24 protein-coding genes and 1 pseudogene are annotated in these 26849 nt (G+C 73.6%); 17 read left to right on the top strand and 8 right to left on the bottom strand.

Features of this window, described 5'->3' with window-relative positions; genetic code table 11:
- Window positions 1–10: 10 nt before the first annotated feature.
- Window positions 11–613, bottom strand: coding sequence for a TetR/AcrR family transcriptional regulator (locus DLJ47_RS19455; RefSeq protein WP_199235909.1), 603 nt, complete (start codon window positions 611–613; stop codon window positions 11–13).
- A gap of 98 nt (window positions 614–711) precedes the next feature.
- On the opposite strand from DLJ47_RS19455, the gene DLJ47_RS19450 reads away from it, so the two are divergent.
- The 9 genes from DLJ47_RS19450 to DLJ47_RS19410 all read left to right on the top strand — a co-directional run bounded on the left by DLJ47_RS19450 (window position 712) and on the right by DLJ47_RS19410 (window position 10878).
- Window positions 712–1710 (top strand): hypothetical protein, encoded by a 999-nt coding sequence (locus DLJ47_RS19450; protein WP_109901364.1) that lies wholly within the window; start codon window positions 712–714, stop codon window positions 1708–1710.
- Window positions 1711–1775: 65 nt separating this feature from the next.
- A complete protein-coding gene (locus DLJ47_RS19445) occupies window positions 1776–2117 on the top strand; it encodes a hypothetical protein (protein WP_109901430.1) in 342 nt (113 codons plus the stop codon).
- A gap of 277 nt (window positions 2118–2394) precedes the next feature.
- Window positions 2395–3459, top strand: a complete 1065-nt coding sequence (locus DLJ47_RS19440; RefSeq protein WP_109901362.1) for a BMP family lipoprotein — start codon at window positions 2395–2397, stop codon at window positions 3457–3459.
- A 168-nt stretch (window positions 3460–3627) separates the two neighbouring features.
- Complete coding sequence (locus DLJ47_RS19435; protein WP_109901361.1) at window positions 3628–5262, top strand: ABC transporter ATP-binding protein; 1635 nt, start codon at window positions 3628–3630, stop codon at window positions 5260–5262.
- Window positions 5259–6614 carry an ABC transporter permease gene (locus DLJ47_RS19430; RefSeq protein WP_109901360.1) on the top strand — a complete coding sequence of 452 codons (1356 nt, stop codon included), beginning with the start codon at window positions 5259–5261 and terminating at the stop codon, window positions 6612–6614. The genes DLJ47_RS19435 and DLJ47_RS19430 overlap by 4 nt, the downstream gene beginning before the upstream one ends.
- Window positions 6615–6617: 3 nt before the next feature.
- On the top strand, window positions 6618–7898 hold the full coding sequence (locus DLJ47_RS19425) for an ABC transporter permease (protein ID WP_109901359.1): 1281 nt from the start codon (window positions 6618–6620) through the stop codon (window positions 7896–7898).
- Window positions 7899–7910: 12 nt separating this feature from the next.
- Window positions 7911–8615, top strand: coding sequence for a cytidine deaminase (locus DLJ47_RS19420; protein WP_109901358.1), 705 nt, complete (start codon window positions 7911–7913; stop codon window positions 8613–8615).
- 194 nt (window positions 8616–8809) lie between these two features.
- Window positions 8810–10090, top strand: a complete 1281-nt coding sequence (locus DLJ47_RS19415) for a thymidine phosphorylase (RefSeq protein ID WP_109901357.1) — start codon at window positions 8810–8812, stop codon at window positions 10088–10090.
- 107 nt (window positions 10091–10197) lie between these two features.
- Window positions 10198–10878 carry a DUF4272 domain-containing protein gene (locus DLJ47_RS19410; RefSeq protein WP_088996087.1) on the top strand — a complete coding sequence of 227 codons (681 nt, stop codon included), beginning with the start codon at window positions 10198–10200 and terminating at the stop codon, window positions 10876–10878.
- A 13-nt stretch (window positions 10879–10891) separates the two neighbouring features.
- Here DLJ47_RS19410 and DLJ47_RS19405 read toward each other — a convergent pair whose 3' ends face one another.
- The 5 genes from DLJ47_RS19405 to DLJ47_RS19385 form a co-directional block, all read right to left on the bottom strand.
- A complete protein-coding gene (locus DLJ47_RS19405) occupies window positions 10892–11773 on the bottom strand; it encodes a putative RNA methyltransferase (protein WP_109901356.1) in 882 nt (293 codons plus the stop codon).
- A 1-nt stretch (window position 11774) separates the two neighbouring features.
- Window positions 11775–12419, bottom strand: coding sequence for a response regulator (locus tag DLJ47_RS19400; protein WP_109901355.1), 645 nt, complete (start codon window positions 12417–12419; stop codon window positions 11775–11777).
- A complete protein-coding gene (locus tag DLJ47_RS19395; protein WP_109901354.1) occupies window positions 12407–13624 on the bottom strand; it encodes a sensor histidine kinase in 1218 nt (405 codons plus the stop codon). Before DLJ47_RS19395 ends, DLJ47_RS19400 begins: the two co-directional genes overlap by 13 nt.
- Window positions 13621–15831 (bottom strand): MMPL family transporter, encoded by a 2211-nt coding sequence (locus DLJ47_RS19390; protein WP_158289850.1) that lies wholly within the window; start codon window positions 15829–15831, stop codon window positions 13621–13623. The genes DLJ47_RS19395 and DLJ47_RS19390 overlap by 4 nt, the downstream gene beginning before the upstream one ends.
- A gap of 116 nt (window positions 15832–15947) precedes the next feature.
- Window positions 15948–16421 (bottom strand): MarR family winged helix-turn-helix transcriptional regulator, encoded by a 474-nt coding sequence (locus DLJ47_RS19385; RefSeq protein WP_109901428.1) that lies wholly within the window; start codon window positions 16419–16421, stop codon window positions 15948–15950.
- A gap of 58 nt (window positions 16422–16479) precedes the next feature.
- Here DLJ47_RS19385 and yczE point away from each other — a divergent pair, with 58 nt between their 5' ends.
- The 4 genes from yczE to DLJ47_RS19365 all read left to right on the top strand — a co-directional run bounded on the left by yczE (window position 16480) and on the right by DLJ47_RS19365 (window position 19251).
- Window positions 16480–17109 carry a membrane protein YczE gene (gene yczE, locus DLJ47_RS19380; RefSeq protein ID WP_109901352.1) on the top strand — a complete coding sequence of 210 codons (630 nt, stop codon included), beginning with the start codon at window positions 16480–16482 and terminating at the stop codon, window positions 17107–17109.
- Window positions 17097–17666, top strand: a complete 570-nt coding sequence (locus DLJ47_RS19375) for an NADPH-dependent FMN reductase (RefSeq protein WP_109901351.1) — start codon at window positions 17097–17099, stop codon at window positions 17664–17666. Before yczE ends, DLJ47_RS19375 begins: the two co-directional genes overlap by 13 nt.
- Entirely contained in the window at window positions 17663–18076 is a 414-nt protein-coding gene (locus DLJ47_RS19370) for a PPOX class F420-dependent oxidoreductase (protein WP_109901350.1), read from the top strand. The genes DLJ47_RS19375 and DLJ47_RS19370 overlap by 4 nt, the downstream gene beginning before the upstream one ends.
- 95 nt (window positions 18077–18171) lie before the next feature.
- The gene (locus tag DLJ47_RS19365; protein WP_109901349.1) at window positions 18172–19251 is read left to right on the top strand and encodes an adenosine deaminase; all 1080 of its coding nucleotides are present in this window, start codon (window positions 18172–18174) and stop codon (window positions 19249–19251) included.
- On the opposite strand, the gene DLJ47_RS19360 is transcribed toward DLJ47_RS19365, so the two are convergent.
- Complete coding sequence (locus DLJ47_RS19360; RefSeq protein WP_233257902.1) at window positions 19252–19707, bottom strand: ATP-binding protein; 456 nt, start codon at window positions 19705–19707, stop codon at window positions 19252–19254. It abuts the gene before it with no gap.
- Window positions 19708–20047: 340 nt separating this feature from the next.
- Here DLJ47_RS19360 and DLJ47_RS19355 point away from each other — a divergent pair, with 340 nt between their 5' ends.
- The 4 genes from DLJ47_RS19355 to DLJ47_RS19340 all read left to right on the top strand — a co-directional run bounded on the left by DLJ47_RS19355 (window position 20048) and on the right by DLJ47_RS19340 (window position 25095).
- The gene (locus DLJ47_RS19355) at window positions 20048–23623 is read left to right on the top strand and encodes a sensor histidine kinase (protein ID WP_109901347.1); all 3576 of its coding nucleotides are present in this window, start codon (window positions 20048–20050) and stop codon (window positions 23621–23623) included.
- Complete coding sequence (locus tag DLJ47_RS19350; protein ID WP_109901346.1) at window positions 23620–24024, top strand: roadblock/LC7 domain-containing protein; 405 nt, start codon at window positions 23620–23622, stop codon at window positions 24022–24024. Before DLJ47_RS19355 ends, DLJ47_RS19350 begins: the two co-directional genes overlap by 4 nt.
- Before the next feature lie 98 nt (window positions 24025–24122).
- Window positions 24123–24500: a DUF742 domain-containing protein gene (locus DLJ47_RS19345; RefSeq protein WP_088997952.1), complete on the top strand. Its 378-nt coding sequence runs from the start codon at window positions 24123–24125 to the stop codon at window positions 24498–24500.
- 1 nt (window position 24501) lies between these two features.
- Window positions 24502–25095 (top strand): GTP-binding protein, encoded by a 594-nt coding sequence (locus DLJ47_RS19340; protein ID WP_109901345.1) that lies wholly within the window; start codon window positions 24502–24504, stop codon window positions 25093–25095.
- 490 nt (window positions 25096–25585) lie between these two features.
- Here the strand turns inward: DLJ47_RS19340 and DLJ47_RS19335 are convergent.
- Window positions 25586–26849: pseudogene (locus DLJ47_RS19335) on the bottom strand (transposase); the annotation flags it as partial.

Here is a 26849-nt window from a genome sequence, read left to right as displayed (position 1 = left end):
GGCGGCACGGCTAGCCCAGCGGGGTCGCGCCGAGCAGGGCCCGCACGCCGGCCAGATAGGTCCGCCGGTCCGGTCCGCCGGTCAGGATGCGTTGGGTGAACCAGCCCGGAACGAGGGCGAAAAGCGCCGCGGCGATCGCGTCCGGGTCGGCGTCCGCGGGCAGCTCGCCGGCCTGCTGGGCCCGGCGCACCAGCAGGCCGAACTGGCTGCGGAAGCCGCTGTACTTCTCCGCGACGAACGCGGCCAGCGCCGGATCGCGCTGCGCCTCGCCCCAGACCTGGATCGCGATGCGCAGCACCCCGTCGGCTCCGAGCTGGGTCTCCACGTACGTCAGGATGCGGTCCAGCGCCTCGACCAGCGGCAGCGGCGGGTCGTGCCGGGCCAACCCGGCGAGCACCTCCCCGGCCCCGCTGACCGCCTCCTCGGCGATGGCGTTGATCAGGTCGTTCTTGCTCGGGAAGTAGCGGTAGACGGCGCCGACGGAGAGGCCGGCCTCGGCGATCACGTCCTGCATCGAGGTGCGGTGGAAGCCCTCCCGGAGGAAGCAGCGCCGGGCCGCGTCGACGATCTGGCGGCGGCGGGCGGCGAGGTGTTCGGCCGAGACACGTGGCACGGGATACATCGTAAAGCGAACGTTCGTTCTTGACAGCGGAGTGGGGTGAGGGGAGTCTGGACCTAAAGAGAACGAGCATTCGTTTTAGGAGATGGGACATGTCGACCCGTACCCGCTCGCCGTTGCTGCTCGCCGTCCTGGCCGCCGCCCTGGTGGTGGGCGTGCAGGCGCTGCTCGTACCGCTGTTCGCGGCCCCGGCCGCCCACCTCGCGCCGCGCGACCTGCCGGTCGCCGTCGCCGGCCCCGCGCCCGCCACCGCCGAACTGGCCGGCCGGCTCGCCGCCGCCCGGCCCGGCGCGTTCGAGGTCACCACCCTGCCGGACGCGGCCGCGGCCGACCGGGCGCTGCGCGACCGCGAGGTCTACGCCGCCTTCGTCGCCGGCCCGGACGGGATCGCCCTGCACACCGCCGCGGCCGCCAGCCCGACGGTGGCGGCACTGCTCACCGAGGCGGCCGGCCAGCTCGCCACCGGGCGGCCGGTACCGGTGGTCGAGGTGGTGCCCGCCGACCCGGACGACCCCCGGGGCGCCGGGTTCGCCGCCGGCTTCCTGCCGCTGGCGCTGACCAGCATGCTCGCCGGGGTGCTGCTCGTCCTGCTGGTCACCGGCCGGGCCGCCCGGCTCGCCGGACTGGCGGCGTACGCCGTGCTGGCCGGCGGGGTCGGGGTGGCGGTGCTGCACGGCTGGCTCGGCCTGCTCGGCGGCGACCCGCTCGCCGAGGCGGCCGTGATCGGGCTCTTCGGGCTGGCCACCGCGGCGGTGGTCGCCGGGCTCGGCGCGCTGCTCGGCCGTCCGGGGATCGGGCTGGGCGCGCTGCTGGTCTTCCTGGTCGGCAACCCGCTCTCGGCGGTCGCCGCGGCCCCCGAGCTGCTGCCGCAGCCCTGGGGCACGGTGGGTCAGTGGCTGCCGGTCGGCGCCGGCGGCACGCTGCTGCGCTCGGCGGCCTTCTTCGACGGCGCCGGGGCCGGCACCCCGCTGGCCGTGCTCGCCGGGTACGCCGTGCTCGGCCTGGCCCTGCTGCTACTGGCCCGGCGTGCGCCCGCGCCGGCCGACGAGCCGGTCGCCGCCCGCCGGCCGGCCCGGGCGGCGGCCGGCTGACCCGCGGCCCGGTCTCCGCCGCGCCCCCTACTACAAACTGTCGTTGATAGGGGAAGATGGTCGCCGTGGAAGCTCTGAGACTGATACTTCGCTACGTCCACCTGATCGGTTTCGCGCTGCTGCTGGGCGGGGCGATCGTCCAGTACGTCAGCGGCCGGCTGCGGATCAACTCGTCGATGCTGTGGGGCGCGGTGATCATGCTGCTCACCGGCATCGGCCTCTCCGCGCCGCTGCGCGACGGCGATGAGCCCGACCCGGCGAAACTTGTTACCAAGTTGGTGCTCGCGCTGCTGATCTTCGTCATGGTCTTCTTCTCCCGCAAGCGAGAGGTGGTCAACCGCGGCCATTTCCTCGCCATCGTCGGTCTGACCCTGGTCAACGCGGCGGTGGCGGTCTTCTGGCGGTAACGTCCCCGACAGGGGGACGGCCCCGGAAAACGGACGTTCGCGACGCCGGAACGCCCACCCGTCGGTGCCGAGAGTGACCTGGCCCACCCCAGGGTTACGTAGGGGTAACAGGCACTCAACAGTCGTGCACGATTGTCGGCCGTTGGGTGGGCGCGGGCGTACGCTCCCGTCCGTAACGTGGGACGCCGGCGGCAAGTCGCCAGGCCGGCTAATGGGCTGCCACCGCGCGACCCGCGGTGAGCAATGGAAGGGAGACGTCTTGCGCTCGGTGCGTGGGATGCGGATCGCCTCGGTCCTCGCGGTGGGTGGGCTCGTGCTGAGCGCCGCCGCGTGTGGCGAGGCCCCCGAGGAGAACAACGGCGCCGGTGACGGCGGCAAGAAGTACAGCGCCTGCATGGTGACCGACGTCGGCGGCATCGACGACAAGTCGTTCAACACCTCGGCCTGGCAGGGCCTGGAGGCCGCCAAGGCCGAGAACGGCAACATCGACATCAAGTACGTGGCGTCGAAGGCCGAGGCCGACTACGAGCCGAACCTGACCCAGTACGTGAACCAGAAGTGCGACTTCATCCTCGCGGTCGGCGGCCTGATGGGCGACGCCACCTCGAAGATCGCCAAGGCGAACCCGAACCAGCAGTTCGGCATCGTCGACGCGAAGCTGCCGGAGAGCAACGTCTACCCGATGCAGTTCGACACCGCCCAGGCCGGCTTCCTGGCCGGTTACCTGGCCGCCGGGATGAGCAAGTCCGGCACCGTCGGCACCTACGGCGGCATGAAGATCCCGCCGGTGACCATCTTCATGGACGGGTACGTCGACGGCGTGGCCCACTACAACAAGACCAAGAGCAAGAGCGTCAAGGTCCTGGGCTGGGACAAGGCCACCCAGAACGGCTCCTTCACCAACGACTTCGTCAAGCAGGACGAGGGCAAGAAGGTCAGCGACGCGCTGGTCGCGCAGGGCGCCGACATCATCATGCCGGTCGCCGGCGGCGCCGGCCTCGGCACCACCGGTGCGGCGAAGGCCTCGGGCGGCAAGTACAACACCATCTGGGTGGACGTCGACGGCTGCGAGAGCACCCCGGACTGCCCGGCGATCATCACCACCGTGGTCAAGAACATCCCGGACGCCGTCAAGGAGGCCGTGCTGAAGGCCGCCGGTGGCGAGAAGCTCAGCGCCAACCCGGGCTTCCTGGGCACCCTGGCCAACAACGGTGTCTCGCTGGCCCCGTACCACGAGTTCGACAGCAAGGTTCCGGCCGAGCTGAAGGCCGAGGTCGACAAGCTGAAGGCGGACATCGCCGCCGGCACCGTCACGGTCACCTCCAAGGCCCAGCCGAAGTGACGCTCGGCCGGCCACCCGCGGTGGGACGATCACCCGGGTAGGCCGGCGAGCGGGACAGCACCACGATCCGGCCGCCCCGAGCACCGCGGGACCTCACCCGCGGCGCCGGGGCGGCCGATCCGCTCCACCCGACGACCGGCCCCGCGCCGCGACCGGCCGGCAGCTACGCTGCACCATCGCTTCGCACTCCAGGAGGTTGCGCTGAGACTCGAACTGCGCGGCATCACCAAGCGGTTCGGTGATCTGGTCGCCAACGACCACATCGACCTGACGGTGGAGCCTGGAGAGATCCACGCCCTGCTCGGCGAGAACGGCGCCGGCAAGTCGACCCTGATGAACGTGCTCTACGGGCTCTACCAGCCCGACGAGGGCGAGATCCTGGTCGACGGCCAGCCGCTGAAGCTGAAGGGCCCGTCGGACGCGATCGCGGCCGGGATCGGCATGGTGCACCAGCACTTCATGCTGGTGCCGGTCTTCACCGTGGCGGAGAACATCATGCTCGGCGCCGAGCAGGTGCGCGGCGGCATCGCCGGCCTGCTGGACCGCCGCCGGGCCCGGCGCGAGGTCGCCGAGGTCTCCGAGCGGTACAACCTCCGGGTCGACCCGGACGCGGTGATCGAGGACCTGCCGGTCGGCATCCAGCAGCGGGTGGAGATCGTCAAGGCGCTCACCCGTGACGTCGACCTGCTGATCCTGGACGAGCCCACCGCGGTGCTCACCCCGCAGGAGACCGAGGAACTGCTCGCCGTGATGCGGTCGCTCAAGGCCGCCGGCAAGTCGATCGTCTTCATCACCCACAAGCTCGGCGAGGTCAAGGCGATCGCCGACCGGATCACCGTGATCCGGCGCGGCAAGACCGTCGGCACCGCCTCGCCGGAGGCGAGCCGGGACGAGCTGGCCGCGCTGATGGTCGGTCGCAGCGTCCGGCTCACCGTCGACAAGACCCCGGCCGAGCCGGGCCGCCCGGTCCTGGAGGTCGCCGGCCTGGTCGTCGACGACGACCGGCAGGTACGCGCGGTGGACGGGGTGGACCTCACCGTGCACGCCGGCGAGGTGCTCGGCATCGCGGGCGTGCAGGGCAACGGCCAGACCGAGCTGATCGAGGCGATCATGGGTCTGCGTCCGCTGCTGGCCGGCACGGTCACCCTCGACGGGCAGCCGGTGCACGGCTGGTCGACCAAGAAGGTGCTCCGCGCCGGCGTCGGCTACGTGCCCGAGGACCGCAGCGTCGACGGCCTGGTCAAGGAGTTCAGCGTCGCGGAGAACCTGGTGCTGGACATCTACGACCAGCCGCCGTTCGGCGCCGGGCTGGCGCTGAAGCCGGACGAGATCGCCCGCTCGGCCCGGGAGCGGATCGAGCAGTTCGACGTCCGCACCTCCTCCGCCGAGGCGCCGGTCGGCACCCTCTCCGGCGGCAACCAGCAGAAGGTGATCGTGGCCCGGGAGCTGTCCCGGCCGCTGAAGCTCTTCATCGCCGCCCAGCCGACCCGCGGCGTCGACGTCGGCTCCATCGAGTTCATCCACAGCCGGGTCATCCGCGAGCGGGACATCGGCACCGCCGTCATGGTGGTCTCCAGCGAACTCGACGAGGTCATCGGCCTGGCCGACCGGATCGCAGTGATGTACCGCGGCCGGATCATCGGCGTGGTCGGCCCGGACACCCCGCGCGAGGAGATCGGCCTGCTGATGGCCGGCATCACCCCCGACGCGACCGGCGCCCCCGGTACCCCCGGCGGCGCCACGGCCCCGGACGGCGCGGCGGCGCCGGCCCCCGAGGTCCCAGGCAGCGAGGACGAGGCATGACGAACCCAGATCCGCAGTCGGGCTCCCCGGACAAGGAGCCGGCGACCGAGGCGCAGGCCGCGCAGACCGCGCTCGGCAACACCGAGCAGGCCGAGACGGCGACCACGCCGAAGCAGCCGGGCGACGGGGGCCGGCCGTCACTGGGCCGGCTGTTCCTGGACAACCTCTGGGCCGCCAACACGTTCACGGTGACCCTGCTGTCGCTGGTGCTCGCGATGCTCGTCGGCGCGGTGCTGATCATCGTCTCGGACCCGGACGTGCTGGCCACCTACAGCTACATCACCGCCCGGCCGTCCGACGCGATCAACGCCAGCTGGACGCTGGTCAGCGAGGCGTACGCCAACCTGTTCAAGGGCGCCGTCTTCGACCCGGAGGCGTTCTCCGGCTGGCTGAACGGCAGCAACGGCTGGGAGGCCGTCCTCGCGCCGATCTCCGAGACGCTCACCTACACCGCGCCGCTGGTCTTCACCGGGCTCGCGGTCGCGCTGGCCTTCCGGGGCGGCCTGTTCAACATCGGCGCCCAGGGCCAGGCCACCATCGGCGTCATCCTGGCCGCGCTGGCCGGCTTCCTGCTGCCACTGCCGCCCGGCCTGCACGTGCTGGTCGCGGTGCTCGCCGGCGCCCTCGGCGGGGCGATCTGGGGCTTCATCCCGGGCATCCTGAAGGCCAAGGCCGGCGCCCACGAGGTGATCAACACGATCATGCTCAACTACATCGCCACGTACTTCCTGACCTGGCTGATCGTGCAGAACGGCGTGCAGGACCCGAACCGGACCGACGCGATCAGCCGGCCGGTGGACGCCTCCGCCCAGTTGCCCCGGCTGCTCGGCGACAACCTGCGGGTGCACGCCGGCATCCTGGTGGCGGTGCTGGCCACCTGGGCGGTCGCCTGGCTGCTCAACCGCTCCACGCTCGGCTTCGAGCTGCGCGCGGTGGGCGCCAACCCGGACGCCGCCCGGACCGCCGGCATCAGCGTCACCCGGACGTACGTGCTGATCATGGTTTTCTCCGGGATCCTGGCCGGCCTCGGCGGCTCGAACATGGTGCTCGGCTCCACCGCCAGCGCGCTGACCCCGCTGGTGGTCGCGCAGATCGGCTTCGACGGCATCCTGGTGGCGCTGCTCGGCCGGGTGAAGCCGTGGGGCGTGGCGCTGGCCGCGCTGCTCTTCGGCGCGCTCCAAGCCGGCGGCAACCGGATGCAGTCGTACTCGGGGATCTCGCTGGAGCTGGTCACCGTGCTCCAGGCGCTGATCGTCATCTTCATCGCCGCGCCGGCCCTGGTGAAGGCGATCTTCCAGCTCCGGGCCGCGCGCGCCGCCCGGTTGCAGACGAGCCTGGCGAAGGGCTGGTAACTCATGTCCACCATGGCTGTCCCCGACATCGCGGTCGCCCCGGTCGACGAGGGCTTCTGGACCCGTACCCGCAAGGTCGGCCTGACCCTGCTCGGCCTCGGCCTGATCAGCGCGGTGATCTTCGGCGCGCTCGCCACCGACCAGCCGGCCCGCTTCACGTTGAGCGAGGACGCCGCCGGCGCCGCGTTGAAGATCAACGGCACGGTCGGCGCGATCCTCTTCGGCGTGGTCGCGATCGCCGCCGGCGCCGCGATGCTCGCCGGGCTGCCGAAGCGCTGGTTCACCCTGGTGCTCGGCATCGGGCTGGTCGGCTTCGTGCTCTCCTTCCTCTGCTGGCAGGTCTCCGCGGCTCCGGCCGGGCAGAACTTCATGCCGCTGGTGAACATGGTGCGCGGCACGTTCGTGCTGGCCCTGCCGCTGATCTTCGGGGCGCTCGCCGGCGTGCTCTGCGAGCGCTCCGGCGTGGTCAACGTGGCGATCGAGGGCCAGCTGCTGATGGGCGCCTTCAGCGGCGCGCTCTTCGGCAGCATCTCCGGCAGCGTCTGGGTGGGCCTGGTCGCGGCGGCGATCGGCGGCGCCTTCATCTCGCTGCTGCTGGCCATCTTCGCCATCCGCTACCTGGTCGACCAGGTCGTCATGGGCATCGTGCTGAACCTGCTCGCGGTCGGCGTCACCGGCTTCCTCTACGAGCGGCTGATGCAGACCGACGCGCAGCAGTACAACAGCGCGCCGCGGTTCAGCAACTGGGAGATCCCGCTGCTCAAGGACATTCCGGTGCTCGGCCCGGCGCTGTTCCGCAGCAACATCTTCCTCTACCTCGGGCTGCTGCTGGTGCTGGTGATCCACATCGCGCTGTTCCGCACCCGCTGGGGGCTGCGGACCCGCGCGGTCGGCGAGCACCCGACCGCCGCCGACACCCTGGGTGTGCGGGTGCTCGGGCTGCGCTACCGCAACGTGCTGCTCGCCGGGGTGGTGGCCGGCATCGGCGGCGCCTCCTACACGCTGGCGCTCTACTCGTTCACCAAGAACATGATCGGTGGCAAGGGCTTCATCGCCCTGGCCGCGCTGATCTTCGGCCGGTGGAGCCCGACCGGTGCGCTGCTCGCGGCGCTCTTCTTCGGCTTCGCCGACCAGCTCGGCACCTACCTCGGCGCGATCAACAGTGTGATCCCGAGCCAGTTCCTGGCCATGCTGCCCTACCTGGCGACGATCCTGGCGGTGGCCGGCCTGGTCGGCCGGGTCCGGGCGCCGGCCGCGGACGGCAAGCCGTACATCAAGGGCTGACGGGAGCGCACGATGGAGATCGACTGGGAGCGACTGCGGGCCGCCGCCACCGAGGTGATGCGGCACGCGTACGTCCCGTACTCGAAGTTCCCGGTCGGGGCGGCCGCCCTGGTCGACGACGGCCGGGTGGTGGTCGGCTGCAACGTGGAGAACGCCGCGTACGGGGTGGTGCTCTGCGCCGAGTGCGGAGTGGTCTCCTCCCTGCACGCCACCGGCGGCGGCCGGATCGTCGCGCTGTCCTGCGTCGACGCCACCGGCGAGCCGCTCATGCCGTGCGGCCGGTGCCGGCAGCTGCTCTGGGAGAACGGCGGCCCGGAGTGCCTGATCGAGGCGAAGGGCCGGCCGCTGCGGATGGCCGAGCTGCTGCCGCACGCGTTCGGCGTGGAGGACCTGGAGGCCGTCACCGGCGAGACGCCGGTGCCGGTCGTGCCGGAACGGCTGGCCGCCTGGCGGGGCCGCGGCACCGTCTTCGTCCACCCGGACCTCTCCGCCGGCCAGCAGGTCTGGACGGCGTACTGGGAGCGGTCCGCCGGGGCAGACGCGGGCGCCGAGACCGGCGTGCTGGAGGAGGGCCCGAGCTGGGACGACCCGGCGGAGGCGATCACCTGGGGGCTGGCGCGGACGCCGCGCGTGGTGGTGGTGGACGCGGCCGGGACCATCTTCTGGGCGGGTGAGGGTGAGCCGCCGATGGAGATCCCGGTTCGTTGGTCCGCTTGAACGTGGCCTGTCCGGTCCCACGTGGTCGAGCTTGGGGATCGGGCCGACCGCACCCGGCTCCGGGCGGTCAGGCTTGATCCCTCCGCCGGGCGCGGTCGGCCCGATCCCGTGGTGGTCGACCGCCGCGGGTCGGTTGCGGCGTGGCACCCGGGCGGGGCACGGTTTCTGCCCTACGACGAGGAAAGATCTAGCTGATGAGTGCATTCACGGCGGTTGACGTCATTCGGACCAAGCGGGATGGCGGGGTGTTGTCGGACGGGCAGATCGACTGGGTGGTGGACGCGTACACCCGGGGGCTGGTCGCCGACGAGCAGATGTCGGCGTTGGCCATGGCGATCCTGCTGCGCGGCATGACCCCGGCCGAGATCGCCCGGTGGACGGCCGCGATGATCGCCAGCGGGGAGCGGCTCGACCTCTCCGCGGTGGACCGGCCGACCGTCGACAAGCACTCCACCGGCGGCGTCGGCGACAAGATCACCCTTCCGCTCACCCCGCTGGTCGCGGCGTGCGGCGCGGCCGTACCGCAGCTCAGCGGCCGCGGCCTCGGGCACACCGGCGGCACCCTGGACAAGCTGGAGTCGATCCCGGGCTGGCGGGCCGCGCTGACCAACGACGAGTTCATCGCCCAGCTGCGCGACGTGGGCGCGGTGATCTGCGCGGCCGGCGAGGGGCTCGCCCCCGCCGACCGCAAGCTGTACGCGCTGCGCGACGTGACCGGCACCGTCGAGGCGATCCCGCTGATCGCCAGCTCGATCATGAGCAAGAAGATCGCCGAGGGCACCGGCGCGCTGGTGCTCGACGTCAAGGTCGGCTCCGGCGCGTTCATGAAGTCGGTCGACGACGCCCGCGAGCTGGCCCGGACCATGGTGGAGCTGGGCGGGGCGCACGGGGTGCGTACCGTCGCCCTGCTCACCGACATGTCCACCCCGCTCGGCCTGGCGATCGGCAACGCGCTGGAGGTGACCGAGTCGGTCGAGGTGCTGGCCGGTGGCGGCCCCGCCGACGTGGTCGAGCTGACCCTGGCGCTGGCCCGGGAGATGCTCGACGCGGCCGGCCTGCCCGACGCCGACCCGGCGGCCGCGCTGCGCGACGGCCGGGCGATGGACGCCTGGCGGGCGATGGTCCGCGCCCAGGGCGGCGACCCGGACGCGCCGATGCCGACCGCGGACGAGGTCGAGGTGGTCCGCGCGGACGCGGACGGCTTCGTCGCGGCCGTCGACGCGTACGCCATGGGGGTGGCCGCCTGGCGGCTCGGCGCCGGCCGGGCCCGCAAGGAGGACCCGGTCAGCGTGCCGGCCGGGGTGCTGCTGCACAAGCGCCCGGGTGACCCGGTACGGGCCGGCGAGCCGCTCTACGAGCTGCGCGCCGAGCACGCCGGGCGGATCCCGGCGGCGCTGGCCGAGGCGGAGCGGGCGGTGCGCATCTCGCCGACCGCGCCGGCCGCGACTCCGCTGGTGATCGAGCGGATCGGCTGAGCAGGCTCGCCAGCCGGCATGGTGCTGGTCACCTGGGAGCGCTATTCTCCCAGGCCAGGGGGGAACACCGGCGCTGAGCCGTCGCGAGCAGACAGGAATTTTCGGCCGTGATCGTTGCTGCCCCCGACCCCCGAGAGGTGCGCGAGGCCAGCCTGGACGAGCTGTCCCGGCTGCGCCTGCCGTTGCCTCCGCCGCAGTTCCCGCTGGTCTGGGAGCCCGGCGACCAGATCGAGCTACGCCCGACGGCCGAGATCGAGGCGCGCATCGCGGTGCTGCACCTGATCCTGGCGCGCTGCTTCGGGATGCCGCCGCAGGCGGCGATGAGCTGGCTGCTCGCCTCGCACCTGGTCGAGATGGTCACCCCGCCGGAATGGCAGTTCGTCACCGGCGGCCGGGGCGACCACCGCTCGTTCGTGCTGCACCACGACGCGCTCTTCGCGCTGGCCTGGGTGCTCGGGCTGACCAAGCAGCTCGACCCGACCGTGCCGGTGGACGAGCGGCTGGTGGAGCGGATGCCGTACATCCCCGGCGGCGAGACCTTCGGACAGTGGCGCTCGCGGATCCTGGCCGCGCCGCAGCATCCCGCTGACGCGGCGGCCCTGCTCGACCTGCACTACTGCCTCGACTGGGCGTACCTGGAGGTGCAGCGGGCCGGCCGGAAGCCGCCGGGCCTGGTGGACGCCAACGCGATCGGGCAGCGGCGCTGGGCGCTGGAGTGGGCGGTGATCCTGCGCGGTCCATACCACGACGAGCCCCCGGGCTGGGAAGAGGTCGACCTCTCCACCTGACCGGTCGTTGGGGTCAGCCGGGGGCTGGGCGCCAGACGGTCAGCCGGACCGACACGGTCACCCGGACCGGTTCCGGCAGCGCGGCCACCCGGGCGGCGAGGCCGGCCGGGTCGGTGTGCCAGGCGCTTGGTCCCATGCCGACCAGCGTCGCCACCTCCGGACCGGTCAGCGCCAGCTCCTGGCGCAGCGCGGTCCCGCCGTCCGGGGTGAACCGGCCACCGAGACTCTCCGCTACCCGGTCGGACTTGGCCGGGTCGACCCGGAGCAGGTCGAGCGCGCCGACCAGCTCGGCGAGGTGGTCGCCGGCCGGGGTGACCACCAGCAGCGCGCCGGCCGGGTCGAGGACCCGGTGGAACTCCGCGCCGTTGCGCGGCGCGAAGACGTTCAGCAGCACCGCGGCCGAGCCGTCGGCCAGCGGCAGCCGCTGCCAGGTGTCGGCGAGCGCCGCGGCGGCGCGCGGGTGGGCCCGGGCCGCCCGGCGCAGCGCCGGCTTCGAGACGTCCAGGGCCAGGCCGACGGCGTCCGGCAGCGCCGCCAGCACCGCGGCGAGGTACCGGCCGGTGCCCGCCCCCGCGTCCACCACCAGGGGGTACGCCCCGGCGCCCGGCGCCGCCGCCCCGACCCGGGCCACCGCCTCGGTCGCCGCCTCGGCGAGGGCGGCGGAGATGACGTCGTAGTGCCCGGCGGCCAGGAAGTCGGCCCGGGCGGCCACCATCTCGGCGGTGTCCCCGGCGTGCGGGGCGCGCCCGGCGAGCAGGTTCACGTAACCCTGCCGGGCGACGTCGAAGCTGTGCCGGCGCGGGCAGCGCAGCGCGCGGGCGGTGCCGGCGGTCGCCTCGGCCAGCGGTTCGCCGCAGACCGGGCAGCGCAACCGGTCGACGATGCGGGCGTCCACGTCAGGCGTCCAGGTAGGTCAGCACCGCGCGTACCCGGCGGTGGTCGTCGTCGCACTCGCGCAGGTCGAGCTTCGCGAAGATCGAGTTGATGTGCTTGCTGACCGCCTTCTCGGTGACCACCAGCCGCTGCGCGATCGCGCCGTTCGAGCGCCCCTCGGCCATCAGCGCCAGCACCTCGTGCTCGCGCGGGGTGAGCCGGCGCAGCGGCTCCGCCCGGGCCGGCCGGGCCAGCAGCTGCGAGATCACCTCCGGGTCCATGGCCATCCCGCCACCGGCCACCCGGTGCACCGCGGCGACGAACTGCGCCACGTCGGCCACCCGGTCCTTGAGCAGGTAGCCCACCGCGCCGGCGCCGTCGGAGAGCAGCTCCCGGGCGTAGAGCTGCTCGACGTACTGGGACAGCACCAGCACCGGCAGGCCGGGCACCCGGGCCCGGGCGGCGAGCGCGGCGCGCAGCCCCTCGTCGGTGTGGGTGGGTGGCAGGCGGACGTCCACCACCGCCACGTCGGGCCGGTGCTCCAGCAGCGCGGCGAGCAGCTCGTCGCCGGTCTCCACGGCGGCCACCACCTCGTCGCCGTACGCGGTGAGCAGCCGGATCAGCCCGTCGCGCAGCAGCACGAGGTCCTCGGCGATCACGATCCGCACGGCAGCTCCACGTCGACCACGGTAGGCCCTCCCGGCGGCGAGTCGATCCGGACCCGCCCGTCGAAGGCGGCGAGCCGCCGCCGGATGCCGGCCAGCCCGGTGCCCCGCTCCGGGTCGGCGCCGCCGCGACCGTCGTCGGAGACGGTCAGCCGGACCTGGTCGTCGCTCCGCCACAGCCGCACCGCCACCCGGGTGGCCCCGCTGTGCCGGGCCGCGTTGGTGACCAGTTCGGCGGCGGTGAAGTAGAGCGCCGACTCCAGCGGCGGCGCCAACCGGTCGGGCAGGTCGACGGCCAGGTCGACCGGGAGGGCGGCGCCGAGCGCGAGCGCGGCGAGGCCCCCGGCCAGGCCCCGGTCGGCCAGCACCGGCGGGTGGATGCCGCGGACCACGTCGCGCAGCTCGGCCAGCGCGGTGCCGGCGGCCGAACGGGCCTCGGTGACCAGCCCGCGCGCCGCCTCCGGGTCGCGGGCCAGCAGCTCCTCGGCCAGACCCAGGTTCATCGCCATCGCCACCAACCGGGCCTGCGCGCCGTCGTGCAGGTCCCGCTCGATCCGGCGCAGCTCGGCGGCCTGGGCGTCGACGGTCTGGGCGCGGGTGTCGGTCAGCTCCTCGACCCGCTCGGTCAGCGTCGCCCGGGCGGTCGGCCCGAGCAGCGCCCGGGTCAACCGCCCCTCCAGGTGCAGCAACCCCCGGGGCAGCCAGTACGCGCCGACGCCCACCAGCAGCCCGGCCACGGCGGCCAGCCAGGCGTTGCCGGGGGAGTCGATCGGGAGACCGAGGTAGTTGCCGATCGCGCTCGGCCGGACCGCGTGGATCAGCGGCATGGCCAGGCCCTGCGCGGCGCCGAGCCAGATCGCCACGGCGAAGAGCGCGGCCGACGGGGCGTAGGCGAAGTGGGCGAACTGGAACGCGAGGTCCCGGTAGGTGGCCGGGTCGCCGGACCTGGTCATCAGCCGGGCGGTCAGCCCACCGCGCACCGGCTGGTACGGGGACCGCACCGGTGGCCCGGGCACCCGGCGGCGCTGCCGGTCGAGCAGCGCCCGGGTGCCGGACAGGGCGCGGTCGAGCAGTGGCAGGCCGACGCCGATCAGACTGAGGGCGGCGGCGGTGAGGGTGGCCACGGCGAGCGCCACGCCCGCGCCGGCCAGGCCCAGCCCGACCGCGAGCTGGCCCAGCTCCCGCACCGCCCGCCGCGCCCAGCTCATCGGACCATTGTTCCAGCCGTCGCGGCACCGGCCGGCGGCTCGGGCGCCGGTGCGGGTCGCCGGTGGGCGCGGGCCGGCCAGAACGCGGCCCGCCCGGTGAGCGCGGTGAGCGCCGGCACCAGCAGCCAGGAGAGCCCGAAGGTGGCGATCAGGATGCCGACCGCGACGGCGAGGCCGATCTGCGCCAGCACCGGTGAGGCGACGAGCACCGCGAAGCTGCCGGCCAGGATGACACCGGCCGCGGCGACCGCGGGCCCGGCGTGGCGTACCGCCTCCTGCGCGGCCTGGCGGGGGGACCGTCCCGCGCGCAGCTCCTCCCGGAGCCGGGCGATCATCAGGATGTTGTAGTCGGTCCCGATCGCGGTGACGAAGAGGAACACGACCAGCGGCAACTGGAAGTTGAGCCCGGGCTGGCCGCCGACGACCTGGAACGCCAGCACGCTCGTGCCGAGGGTGGCGGCGAAGCCGAGGGCGACCGCGGCGAGCAGCCCCAGCGCGGCGAGCAGGCCGCGCAGCATCAGCAGCAGGAGCAGCCCGATCAGGCCGGCGGCCACCGGAAAGACCAGCCGGAGGTCCCGGTCGAGCACGGTGCGGACGTCGGCGAAGGTGGCCGTCTCGCCGCCGACGTACGCCCGGGTGCCCGGCGGCGCGGCGGCGTGCGCGGCCGGCCGCAGTCCTGTCTCCACCTGATCGATCGCCCGCTGCGAGTACGGCGGCTCGGCGAGCAGCAGCCGCACCCGGGCCACGCCCCGCTCGACCTCGATCCCGGCCGGCGCCGCCACGATCGGCACCTCGGCGAGCCGGTCGGCGAACCGCTGGGCGGCGGCCGCGTCCACCCCGGCACCGGTCAGGTAGACAACGGTCGGGGTGAGCGTTCCGGCCGGGAAGCCCGAGCGGAGCGTCGCCAGGGCGCGGGCCGACTCGGAGCCGGGCGGCAGCACGTCGACGTCGTAGCTCGGCCGGTGGAGCAGCGAGCCGAGGCCGAGCAGCACCAGCGCGGCGATCGTGGCCAGCGCGACCCGGCCCGGCCGGCGGGCCACCAGCCGCCCGGTCCGCGCCGCCAGCCCGGCCGGTTCGGCACCCGGCATCGATCCGCTACCCGGTGCTGACCCGCCGACCGGTGCTGGCCCGTCGACCGGTGCTGGCCCGTCGACCGGTGCCGGAGGGGTGGCGGGCGTGACCAGCTTGGCCGGCCAGTAGGCCCGGCGGCCGAGCAGTGCGTAGACCGCGGGGAAGAGGGTCAGCGCGGCCGCCACCATGAGCAGGACGGCGACGGCCAGGGCCGGGCCGAGCACCTGGAACGAGGCGAGCCGGGAGAGCACCAGGGCGCCGAACGCCACCGCCACGACCAGGGCGGAAACAGTGATCGCCCCGCCGATCCGGCCGACCGCGTGGACCATCGCGGCCCGTCGCTCCTCGCCGGCCCGCAGCCGCTCCCGGTAGCGGAAGAGCAGGAAGACCGCGTAGTCGGTGCCGATGCCGAGCAGCACGACCGGGAGCAGGCCGGTGGTGGAGGCGTCCAGGGCGTACCCGAAGACCTTTCCGCCCAGCGCGAGGAGGCTGGTGGCGGCCTGTGCGACCAGCAGCACCAGGAGCAGGTTCAGCAGCGCGATGGCCGGGCTGCGGAAGATGACCAGCAGCAGGATCAGGATCACCAGCATCATGCCGCCGTTGACGATCAGGTCGAGCAGGAACGCGTCGGCTGCTCCGGCCGCCTCGCCGGTCCAGCCGGCGACCAGTCCGGTGCCGGCCAGCGCGGTGTCGGTGCCCTGCCGCAGCCGCTTCACCGCCTGGATGGTCGCCTCCGCGTCCGGGTCGCCCGGGAGGCGGGCCTCGGCCAGTCGTACCCGTCCGTCCGGTGCCGTGGCGCCGGCGGTCACCGCGGTCACGCCGGCCACCCGCAGCTCCCGCGGCAGCCGGTCGATCCGGGCGTTGTCCTCGGCGGTCAGCGGTGCCCGGTCGGTCCGGCGGACGACCAGCACAGCGCTGCTGCCCTCGGGCGCGGGAAAGACCTGCGCCCCGATCCGGGCGGCCTGCGCCGACTCGTACCGGTCGGGCAGGAAGTCGGCCTGGCTGCTGCCGGCCCGCGGACCGTCCAGCCCGTAGACGGCGAAGGTGGCGGCGCTGAGCGCCGCGATGGCGAGCAGCCAAGCGGCGATCACCCGTCCCGGTCGCCGGACCACCGCCGTGGCCAATGTCGTGAACACCTGTGAACTCCCCGCGTCGGCGTTGTGCGTTCCACTGCCGACGCTAGGCAGCCGGGCGGGTGAGTTCGATGGTGTGCGCACGCCGGTCCGGTGGTGGTGCGCGCACCACCACCGGCTCAGCCGCGTGGCCGGTCGAGGCTGGTCAGGTGGTCGACGACGCGGTGGGTGAGCGCGTCCAGCGCGGCGATCTCGTCCGGGGTGAGCAGGTCGATCAGGTGCCGCCGGACGGCCGCCACGTGGCCGGGCGCGGCGGCCTCGATCGCCCGCCGGCCCTCGGCGGTGAGCACGACGATCGCACCCCGCCCGTCCGTGGCGCACTCCTCGCGGGTGACCAGGCCGCGCTGCTGCATCCGGGTCAGGTGATGGGAGAGCCGGCTGCGCGACCAGAGCATCCGGTCGGCCAGTTCGCTGAGCCGCAGGCGCTGGTCGGGCGTCTCGGAGAGGTCGGAGAGGACGTCGTAGTCGGGCTCGGACAGCCCCGCGTCGCGCATCAGCTCGCGGGCCAGTTCGAGGGTGAGCAGGCGGCGCATCTGGTTGTAGCCCCGCCAGGCGTGCTGTTCCTGCTCGCTGAGCCAGCGTGGTTGCTCCATGTCGGCCATCGTAGCCATCTGGTTGACATGTCATCAACCACCTCCTAGAGTGAGTGACATGTCAACCACATTGCCGGGCCGGCTGGCCCGCCTGCTGACCGGCCTCGTGCTGTTCGGCGTCAGCGTGGCCCTGATGGTCCGCGCCGACCTGGGCCTCGCGTCCTGGGACGTGCTGCACCAGGGACTCGCCGAGCGGACCGGGCTACCCCTCGGCCAGGTGGTCAACCTGGTCGCCGTGGTCGTGCTGCTGCTCTGGATCCCGCTACGGCAGCGCCCCGGGGTCGGCACCCTCGCGAACGCGGTGGTGGTCGGGTTCGCCGCCGACGCCGCGCTCGTCCTCCTCCCGCCGGTGCCCTCGCTCGCCGGCCGGATCGGCCTGCTGGTCGCCGGCATCCTGCTCAACGGGCTCGCCACGGCCCTCTACCTGGGAGCGAGCCTCGGGCCCGGGCCGCGCGACGGCCTGATGACCGGGCTGGCCGCCCGCGGCCTGCCGATCGGGCGGGTCCGCACGGCCATCGAGCTCGGCGTGCTCGCGCTGGGCTGGGCGCTCGGCGGCACCGTCGGTCCCGGCACCCTCCTCTTCGCCGTCAGCATCGGTCCGCTGGCGCAGTACCTCATCCCGAAGTTCACCGTGCCGGCCCAGCGCCGGCCCGCCACCACAGGAGTGACCCCGCCATGCCCCGCCTGAACGTCATCGTCGCCAGCACCCGACCGGGCCGCGTGGGCCGCCGGATCGGCGACTGGTTCACCGCCGTCGCCACCGCACACGGTGCCTTCGACGAGGTACGCCTCGTCGACCTCGCCGAGGTGGCCCTGCCCTTCCACGACGAGCCGCACCACCCGTCCGAGGGGCGCTACCTGCATCAGCACACTCGCGAGTGGAGCGCCACGATCGCCGCCGGCGACGCCTTCGTCTTCGTCATGCCGGAGTACAACTACGGCTTCAGCGCACCGCTGAAGAACGCGATCGACTACCTCTACACCGAGTGGCAGTACAAGCCGGTCGGCTTCGTCAGCTACGGCATGACCTCCGGCGGTCTGCGCGCGGTCCAGATGATCAAGCAGGTGGTGACCACCCTCAAGATGATGCCGGCCAACGAGGCGGTGACCGTGTTCCTGCGGCAGGCGCTCGACGACGCCGGGGAACTGGTGCCGGACCCGGGGCGCGACGCCGCCGCCGAGGGGATGCTCGACGAGGTCGCCCGGCTGACCGCCGCGCTCGCCCCGCTGCGGGTGCCGGCGTGACCGCCCGGCTGTGGGAGCTGTTCGGCGAGCGCGGCCGGGGCGTCCTGGTCACCCTGCGCCAGGACGGCCGCCCCCAACTCTCCAACGTCGACTACCTGGCCGAGCCCGGCCTGATCCGCTGCTCCACCACCGCCGGCCGGGCCAAGGTGCGCAACCTGCGCCGCGACCCCCGGGTCAGCTTCCACGTCACCACCGCCGACGGCGGGGCGTACGCGGTGGCGGAGGGGACGGCGGTGCTCACGCCGCCGGCGGCGGCGCCCGACGACGCCACGGTCGAGGAACTGGTCGAGGTCTACCGGCGGATCCGCGGCGAGCACCCCGACTGGGCCGACTACCGGGCGGCGATGGTCGCCGACGGCCGGCTGGTGCTCCGGATCGTCGTCGACCGGGTGTACGGCTGGCGTCCCTGACCGGCGCCGCCCCCGCCGTACCGGCGGGGGCGGCGTCCATCGCCTTCCGCGCCGGTCCCGTCGGCCGATTCGGTCCGGCCGACTAGGGTCTGAGCATGGTCGCGACAATCCGGTACGAGGACATCGTCAAGGTTCCCAAGGCGCTGCTGCACGACCACCTCGACGGCGGCCTGCGGCCGGCGACGATCGTCGAGTTGGCCGCCGAGGTCGGTCACGAGCTGCCCACCACCGATCCCGAGGCGCTCGGCCGCTGGTTCGTCGAGGCGGCCGACTCGGGCTCGCTGGAGCGCTACCTGGAGACGTTCGCGCACACCGTCGCCGTGATGCAGACCGCCCCGGCGCTGCGCCGGGTGGCCCGGGAGTGCGCGCTCGACCTGGCGGCCGACGGGGTGGTCTACGCCGAGGTGCGGTTCGCCCCGGAGCAGCACCTGGAGCGGGACCTGACCCTGGACCAGGTGGTCGAGGCGGTGCTGGCCGGCTTCGCCGAGGGCAGCGCGCTGGCCGCCGAGGCGGGCACGCCGATCCGGGTCGGCACGCTGCTCACCGCGATGCGGCACGCGGCCCGCTCGCAGGAGATCGCCGAGCTCGCCGTGCGGCACCGGGACGCCGGGGTGGTCGGCTTCGACATCGCCGGCGCCGAGGCGGGCTTCCCACCCACCCGGCACCTGGACGCCTTCGAGTACCTCCAGCGGGAGAACTTCCACTTCACCATCCACGCCGGCGAGGCGTTCGGGCTGCCGTCGATCTGGCAGGCGATCCAGTGGTGCGGGGCCGACCGGCTCGGCCACGGGGTGCGGATCGTGGACGACATCACCCCGGGCGCGGAGCCCACGCTCGGCCGGCTGGCCGCGTACGTGCGGGACAAGCGGATCCCGCTGGAGCTGTGCCCGTCCTCGAACGTGCAGACCGGCGCCGCCCCGTCGATCGCCGAGCACCCCATCGGGCTGCTGCGGGACCTGCGCTTCAGGGTCACGGTCAACACCGACAACCGGCTGATGAGCGGCACCTCGATGTCCCGCGAGATGGCCCTGCTGGTGGAGGCGTTCGGCTACGGCTGGCGCGAGTTGCAGTGGTTCACCATCAACGCGATGAAGAGCGCCTTCATCCCGTTCGACCAGCGGCTGCGGATCATCGACGAGGTGATCAAGCCGGCGTACGCCAAGCTGCTGCCCTGATCACCGGCGGTGCGGGTGGCCGGCGAGCAGGCCGGCCACCCCACGCAGCACCTGGCGGGCCCGGGCCGCCTCCGCGCCCAGGCCGGTCTGCCGGCGCAGCACGGCCGGCTCGGCGCGCAGCAACGCCACCCCGCGCCGGATCAGCACCCGGGGAGCCTTGCGCTGCTCGGCGAGGTCGCGGGCCAGCCGGCGGACGAAGGTCGCGCCGCGCGGCCGCCGCAGGGCGTACGCCCCGGCGAGCACCCCCCGTCGCCGGCACTCCTCGACGATGTCGGCGGCAAAAATGCCTTCGGCGATGAAAAGTGGCGAACCGGCGACCTCGAATGACCGGGTGGCCACCCGACGATCGGCCTCGATGGCATAGACCGGCACATCCGCCCGACCATCCCTGGCCAGCCGGGTAATCGCCGCAACCGCCGCGTCGGCGTCCCAGGACAGCGGGGACTCCCAGTCCACCTGGCCGTTTCGTCGCGGCAACGTAGGGTCATCACCGTCCTTGTAGAAGTCGTCCAGGCACAGCACCGGAAGCCCGGTTCGCTGCGCTATGTACGACTTTCCGGACCCGGAGGGGCCCGCGAGCAGCACGACGCGGTGGGGGTGATTCATTACCTTCAGTGACTCCGGCCAGACGGATTGCTATCAAATCGCATCAACATCTCATCACACCGTCCGCGACGGCCAACCTGGGCTTTCTCTTTGCCGGGCGGCGTGATGGAATCTCGGATGGTCCGACCCGCCGGGTCGGCCGCTAGGCGTTGCCCAGGGCAACGCGACGCTGAATCGCGAGGGCGGTGACGTGAGCAAACGGCCAAAGACGGCGGGCTCTTTCCTGTCGCGGCTGCGCCGGCCGGCCGGTCGGCTCCGCGACATGCCGATCTGGTCCAAGCTCGGTCTCATCATGATCGTGCCGACCATCGCCACGGTCGTCGTGGGTACCAGTGGTCTCGTCGACCACCTGCAGACGCTCAACAACGCCAACCGGGCCGGCGAGCTGGCCAGCCTGGTCGGCTACTCCGGGGAGCTGGTCGACACCCTCCAGGACGAGCGGACGGCCGCGCTGCGGCTGCTCGGCGCGCCGCCGGCCCAGGCGGACCCGTTCAAGGACGCGTACAACCAGACGAACGGCCGGGTGGACCAGGCCCGGGTGCCCTACTCCTCCCAGCGGACCGAGCTGGAGGACCTGCCGTCGAAACTCGAGAGCGACCTGGACAGGATCGATCAGGACCTCAAGGACCTGCCCGCCACCCGTAGCCAGGTGCTCAACGGCAAGTACGGTCTCGTCCCGGCCGTGCAGCAGTACGACGGGATCATCAACCGACTGCTGGCCGTCCGCGACTCCGCCACCCAGCTGGCCGGCAACAACAACCTGAGCGACCGGATGCGCGCCGCGACCGCCGTTGCCAGCAACAAGGAGTTCCTCTCCCAGCAGCGCAACGTGGTGCACCGGGTGCTGATCTCCAAGAAGATCACTCCGGCGCTGCGTAACGACTACATCGCCACGGTCACCGGTCAGAGCCAGGCGGAGCAGACCTTCGGCATCGTCGCCAACCAGGACGAACAGGACCTTTTCTCACGTACCGTCGCTGGCCCCGACCTGCGCGAAGCGAAGGTCTACAGCGGCTGGCTGAGCAACACCAACACCAGCGACAACCTGGTAGGCGCGCCGTTCGACGCCAACCAGTGGGACGCGGCCATGGTCGCCAACGCCGACCTGGTTCGCAGCGTGGAGTCGAGGCTCGACCGCGACGTGGTCGCCCTGGCCGACGAGCTCCGCTCGGACGTGCAGCGCCAGGTCTTCCTGGAGTCCGGCCTGCTGCTGAGCATGCTGCTGCTGGCCATCCTCTTCGCCTACCTGGTCGCCCGCTCGATGGCCCGCTCGCTGCGCGATCTGCGCCAGGGTGCCCTCTCCGTCGCCCAGTACGGCCTGCCGCAGGCGGTGGCCCGGCTGCGTGACCCGCAGGTCACCGGGCAGCTGACGCCGACCCAGCTGGCCAACCAGATCGCCGAGCCGCTGCCGGTGCGCAGCAAGGACGAGTTCGGCCAGGTGACCGAGGCGTTCAACGCCGTCCACCTGGAGGCCGTCCGGACCGCCGCCGAGCAGGCCGCGCTGCGCGCCTCCGTCGCGACGATGTTCGTCAACCTGGCCCGCCGGTCGCAGATCCTGGTCGACCGGCTGATCGGTCACCTCGACCGGCTGGAGCGCGGCGAGGAGGACCCGGACCGGCTGGCCGAGCTGTTCCAGCTGGACCACCTGGCCACCCGGATGCGCCGCAACGACGAGAACCTGCTGGTCCTCGCGGGCGCCGACTCGACCCGCGTGCAGCGGGAGCCGGCCGCGCTGATCGACGTGCTCCGGGCCGCGCAGTCCGAGGTCGAGCACTACACCCGGATCGAGTTCGGGGTCATCGACCGGGACATCGAGGTCGCCGCGCACGCCGTCAACGACCTGGTCCACCTGGTCGCCGAACTGTTCGACAACGCCACCGCGTTCTCGCCGCCGGACTCGCAGGTGCTGATCGAGGCCCGCCGGGTCGGCGACCGCGCCTCGCTCTACGTCGAGGACCGCGGTATCGGCATCAGCCCCGACCAGCTGCACGAACTCAACGAGCGGCTCGCCACGCCGCCGCAGGTGGACGTGGCCGTCTCCCGGATGATGGGCCTGGTCGTGGTCGCCCGACTGGCGTCCCGGCACGGGGTGAAGGTCGAGCTGCGTCCGGGTGCCGACCGGGGCACCGTGGCGGATGTCACGCTGCCGCCGTCGGTGCTGGTGCCCCGGGCGCTCGCCGGGCGGGCCCAGCCGGCCCCGGCGCTGCCCGCCGGCAACGCGCCGTCCTCCGGTCCGGCGCCCGTCTTCGGTGCCCTGCCGGCCCTCGGCAACCTGCCCAACAGCCCGCGGCCGAGCGGGTCCGGCAACCAGGTCACCCTGGGCGGCCGGCCGTTCGAGCCGGCACCTGCCAACGGCACCGGCAGCCCGGCTCCGGCCGGCGCCGGTCGGAGCATGCCGGCCTGGTCGGACCTCACCGGCGCGACCGCGGCCAACGGCGGCGACGCGTTCGGCCCGCGCACCTCCAACGGCCAGCCGATCGACCCGCTGCCGCAGCGACGGGCGACCGATGGCGACCCGGCCACCACCGGCCAGCAGTCGGGTATCCCGCGGCAGCTGCCGAGCAGCCCGGAGGCGCAGCCGTACTTCCCGCCGCCGGTGTCGGCCCCGCCGGTGCCGCCGCACTCGGCGCCGCCGTACTCGGGGCAGCCCCACTCGGCGCCGCCGTACTCGGGGCAGCCGTACTCCGGGCCGCCGTACGCCGGGCCGGTCTCCTCGCCGCCGGTCTCCGGGATGCCGGTCTCGTCGTCCCCGGTCTCCGGGATGCCGGTCTCCGCGTCGCCGGTGTCGGGCATGCCGGTCTCCGGTCAGCCGATGTCGTCGCCGCCCGGTGGCGCGCTGCCGCAGCGCCCGGTGACGCCGCCGAACACCTCGGCGCCGCCGGCCTGGCCGCCGGTCGCCGGGGCGGACCCGGCCACCCCGCCGGTGCCCGAGCGGCTGGCCGCCGCGCTCGACATGACCACCGAGCTGCCGCGGATGCCGCGTGCGGACCAGCCGACCGCGCCGAACCCGGCGCCGGCCCCGGCGGCCCGACCGGCCCCCACGCCGGCGGCCCCGCCCGCGCCGGCTCGGCCGACCACCCCGCAGCCGCAGAACCGGCAGCGGTACGCGGACGAGACGATGGAGCTGCCGATCTTCCGGGAGCTCGAGTCGGCCTGGTTCCGTACCCGGCGACCGGGGCCGGAGGAGGCGGCTGGTGCCCGGCAGCCGGCGTCGAACGGTTCCGCCGCGACCCAGCAGTTCAGCAAGGTCGACGCGGCGGGTCGCGCCGTGCAGCAGACACCACCCGCAACGACAGGTAACGCACCGATGGCACAGACACCGACGGCCGGAGGAGCGCCGCGCGAGAACGGGGCCACAGCGAACGGTGGGGCGCGACCCGCGTCCGCCGAGAGCCTCCCCACCCGTCGTCCGCAGCCCAGCGAGGGCGGCGGCTGGGCGACCGCGGCCGACGAGGGCTGGCGGGCGGCGTCGGCCGCCAGCGAGGTGCCGGTGGCGGCCACCACCCCGACGGGTCTGCCGAAGCGCACCCCGATGGCCCAACTGGTGCCCGGCGCGGTGGAGAAGCCGACCACCTCGGTGCAGCGGCGGACGCCGGAGTCCGTACGCGGCCTGCTCTCCGCCTACCACCGTGGCGTCCAGCGAGGGCGTAGCCACCCGTCCGACAGCAACCCGACCAGCCCGGAGGCGACTCCGGGAGGGCAGCAATCCTCGCAGTCTGGCTCAGGCCCGGTGGCCGGGAGCGGGCAGAAGGAGCAAGAAGGATGACTACTACGCAGGATCTCGGTTGGCTGCTCGCCAACTTCGCCGATCGGGTTCCCGGTGTCGCGCACGCGGTCGCCGTCTCCGCGGACGGCCTGCTCCTCGCTGCGTCACGGGACCTCCCGCGGGACCGGGCCGACCAGCTGGCCGCGATCGCGTCCGGCCTGGTCAGCCTGACCCAGGGGGCGGCCCGCTGCTTCGAGGGAGGCGCGGTGCTGCAGACGGTGGTGGAGATGGACAATGGCTTCCTGTTCCTGATGTCCATCTCGGACGGCTCGTCGTTCGCCGTGCTCGCCGCCCGCAGCTGCGACGTCGGGCAGGTCGGTTACGAGATGGCGTTGCTGGTCGACCGGGTGGGCGACGCATTGACCCCGCAGCCGCGCGCGGCCGCGGGCATGCTGGGCTGACGTCCTGCTGACCTTGAGGTCGGCGGGGCGGCAACGACGGGACGGACGGGCTCCAACGGAGGGAGCCGGTGTCGGGTACGAAGGAGGTGAGCGGCGACATGGTTGATCGTGACGAACCGACCGGAGCGTTGGTCCGTCCATACGCCGTGACCCGTGGTCGTACCCGCCCCCGACTCGACATCGCGCTGGAGGCGCTCGTCGAGACGACGGTGCGCGGCCGGGCCGCTGCCAACGGCAGTGGCGGCCAGGGCCGCGAGCACCAGTACATCGCTGCGCTGTGTGACGGACGCGTGCAGTCGCTAGCCGAGATCGCGGCGCGAATGCAGCTCCCGCTCGGTGTGGCCCGGGTGCTCATCGCCGACATGGCGACGGACGGCCTGGTCGCGGTCCACGAGCCGACCATCCTGGACGACTCGGACGACGCGGTGGGCACTGAACTGCTGGAGAGGGTGCTGAGTGGACTTCGCAGGCTCTGACATGTCGCACCGCCCGCCGACCCCGAGCGGGCGCGTGACGTCGGCGAAGATCGTTATCGCCGGTGGCTTCGGCGTCGGCAAGACGACGCTGGTCGGCTCGGTCTCGGAGATCACGCCGCTGACCACGGAGGCCATCATGACCTCCGCCGGCGTGGGCGTCAACGACAACCGGCAGGTGCCGGGTAAGACGACGACCACGGTGGCGATGGACTTCGGCCGGATCTCGATCGACCGTGACCTGATCCTGTACCTGTTCGGTACGCCGGGTCAGACCCGCTTCTGGTTCATGTGGGACGAACTGGTGCGCGGGGCGATCGGCGCGGTCGTGCTGGTGGACACCCGCCGGCTGGCCGACTGCTTCGCGGCGATCGACTTCTTCGAGCACCGGCGGCTGCCGTACCTGGTGGCCATCAACTGCTTCGACGGGATGCAGTACCACGACCCGCAGGACGTCCGGGACGCGCTGGCGATCTCGAGCGACGTGCCGGTGGTGGCCTGCGACGCCCGCAACCGGGAGTCGACGAAGCACGTGCTGATCTCGCTGGTCGAGTACGTGCTCACCATGCGTCGCTCGCGCCAGGTCGCGCCGGCCTGATCGTTCCGCCCAGCGCCCGGTGGCCCGTCCGCCACCGGGCGCTGCGCGCTGCCCCGGGGCCGGTGACGTCGCCGCTCCGGCGCCCGACGGCCACGTCGCCGCCGGGCGCTCTCCGCTGGCCGGGTCCGGGGACCGTGTCCGGAGTCCGGCGACTCGTTGTCACTGTGGCCTGTTCTCGTGGCGGTCGCGCCAGCTCCAGTCCGGCAGGGTGGCCGTCCAGCCCCTTGTAGTGCCCGCTGGCGGGCGGATCTGCCGCTCCGGCTTCAACGGGGCCGGGCTCGTCCTGGCGCCGCTGACGGGCGGCGTGAGGGCGGTACGGCCGTGCGCGGGCATGGCCGCAGGCCGCCGGCCGTGGAGATGCCGGCGATCACCACCGCGGGTGCCCACGCCGGCCGGTCGCCGGCAAACGGCCGGTAGCACGACGGCGCCCCCGGTCACTGTGGACGTCCACAGTGACCGGGGGCGCGCTGTCCGGTGCGGGTACCGCCGGTCAGGAGCGGTAGCCGGCGGAGCGGTACTCGTACTCCCGATCGTCGTCGCGGTCGCCGGTGTCGCGGGTGAAGTCCCAGCCGCCGGCGGCCTCGCGGCCCGGCCGGCCGCCGACCGCGAACCCGCCGATCTCCTGCCCGCGACGCCAGCCGCGGAAGTAGCCGGTGGTGTTCTCGGCGAGGCTCGCCGCGTCCCGGACGATCCGCAGTGGACGCTCCTCGCGCAGCGGGGAGCCGGGGACGAGGTTGGCCTGCGGGACCCGCTTGGGCAGCCCGGCCTTGGTCTCGGCACCGACCGACGGCCGGGCCGCCTGCTCGGCAGCCTGCCAGCCGGTGTCGGCAGTGGTCGACCAGTCCAGGTCGGCCGCCGAGTCGCCGTGCCCCACGAACCAGGCGGACTTCGCCTGGGCGAAGATCAGCAGGTCACCGTCGCCCTCGTCGGAGACGGGCGGGGGACGTCGCTCCACCGGCGGCGCCGGCCGGTGCTCGGGCGCCGGGCGGTCGGCACGCGGGGCGGCCGGCCGGCCGTTGCGCGCGGCCTCCTCGCGGTCGACCAGGCGCAGCGGCGGGTTCTCCAGCTGCGGGTCGGTGGGCGGGTTCGGCCCGTCGCGCAGTGCCCGGTCGGCCATCGGCGGGGGCTCCACCAGCCGCAGCATCGGCGGCTCCTGGGGCAGGTCGTCGGCGAGCCACGGCGGGGTGACCCGGCGCTCCGCCCCGGGATCGGTCGGTGCATCCACGCCGCGCCCGCCCCGGTCGCCGTACGAGCCGACGACCGGGTTGTTGGCGGAGCTGTCGGCCGGATCCTCCGGGTTGTTGACCAGCGGCCAGTTGGCCCTGGAGCCCGGCGGGGCGGCTTCCTTGCCCGGTCGGGGCGTGGGCACCGGGATGCTGAGGTCGGTGGCGCTGAATCCGCCGGTGGGCGCCTCGCCGTTGGTCTTCGGGCGGGGCGGGATGACGGTGCGCTGCCGCTCGGCACGCGCGCTGTTGATCGCCGCGGTGGTCAGCGTGGGCCGGAACGGCTCACCCGCCTCGGCCGGAGGCACCGCGCCGCGCTGCGCGGGCGCGATCGGGGTGATCCCGGGTGGCGGTGGCGGTGGCGCGGAGACCGGCCGGTTGGTCGGGGCGTCCACCCGGCGGGCCGGCTCGGTGTGGCTCGGCGCGCCGGAGACCGGGGTACCCGCCGCCGCGGCCGGGGTGACCGGCTGTGGCGCGACCGGTGGCGGGGCGACCGGCGCCGGGGCGACCGGCGGCGGGCCGAGCGGGCGG

This window comes from Micromonospora sp. S4605, from assembly GCF_003176715.1.
GTDB lineage: Bacteria > Actinomycetota > Actinomycetes > Mycobacteriales > Micromonosporaceae > Micromonospora > Micromonospora echinaurantiaca.
The sequence above is the reverse complement of the archived record's forward strand: the minus strand, read 5'-3'. Positions and strand labels throughout refer to the sequence as shown.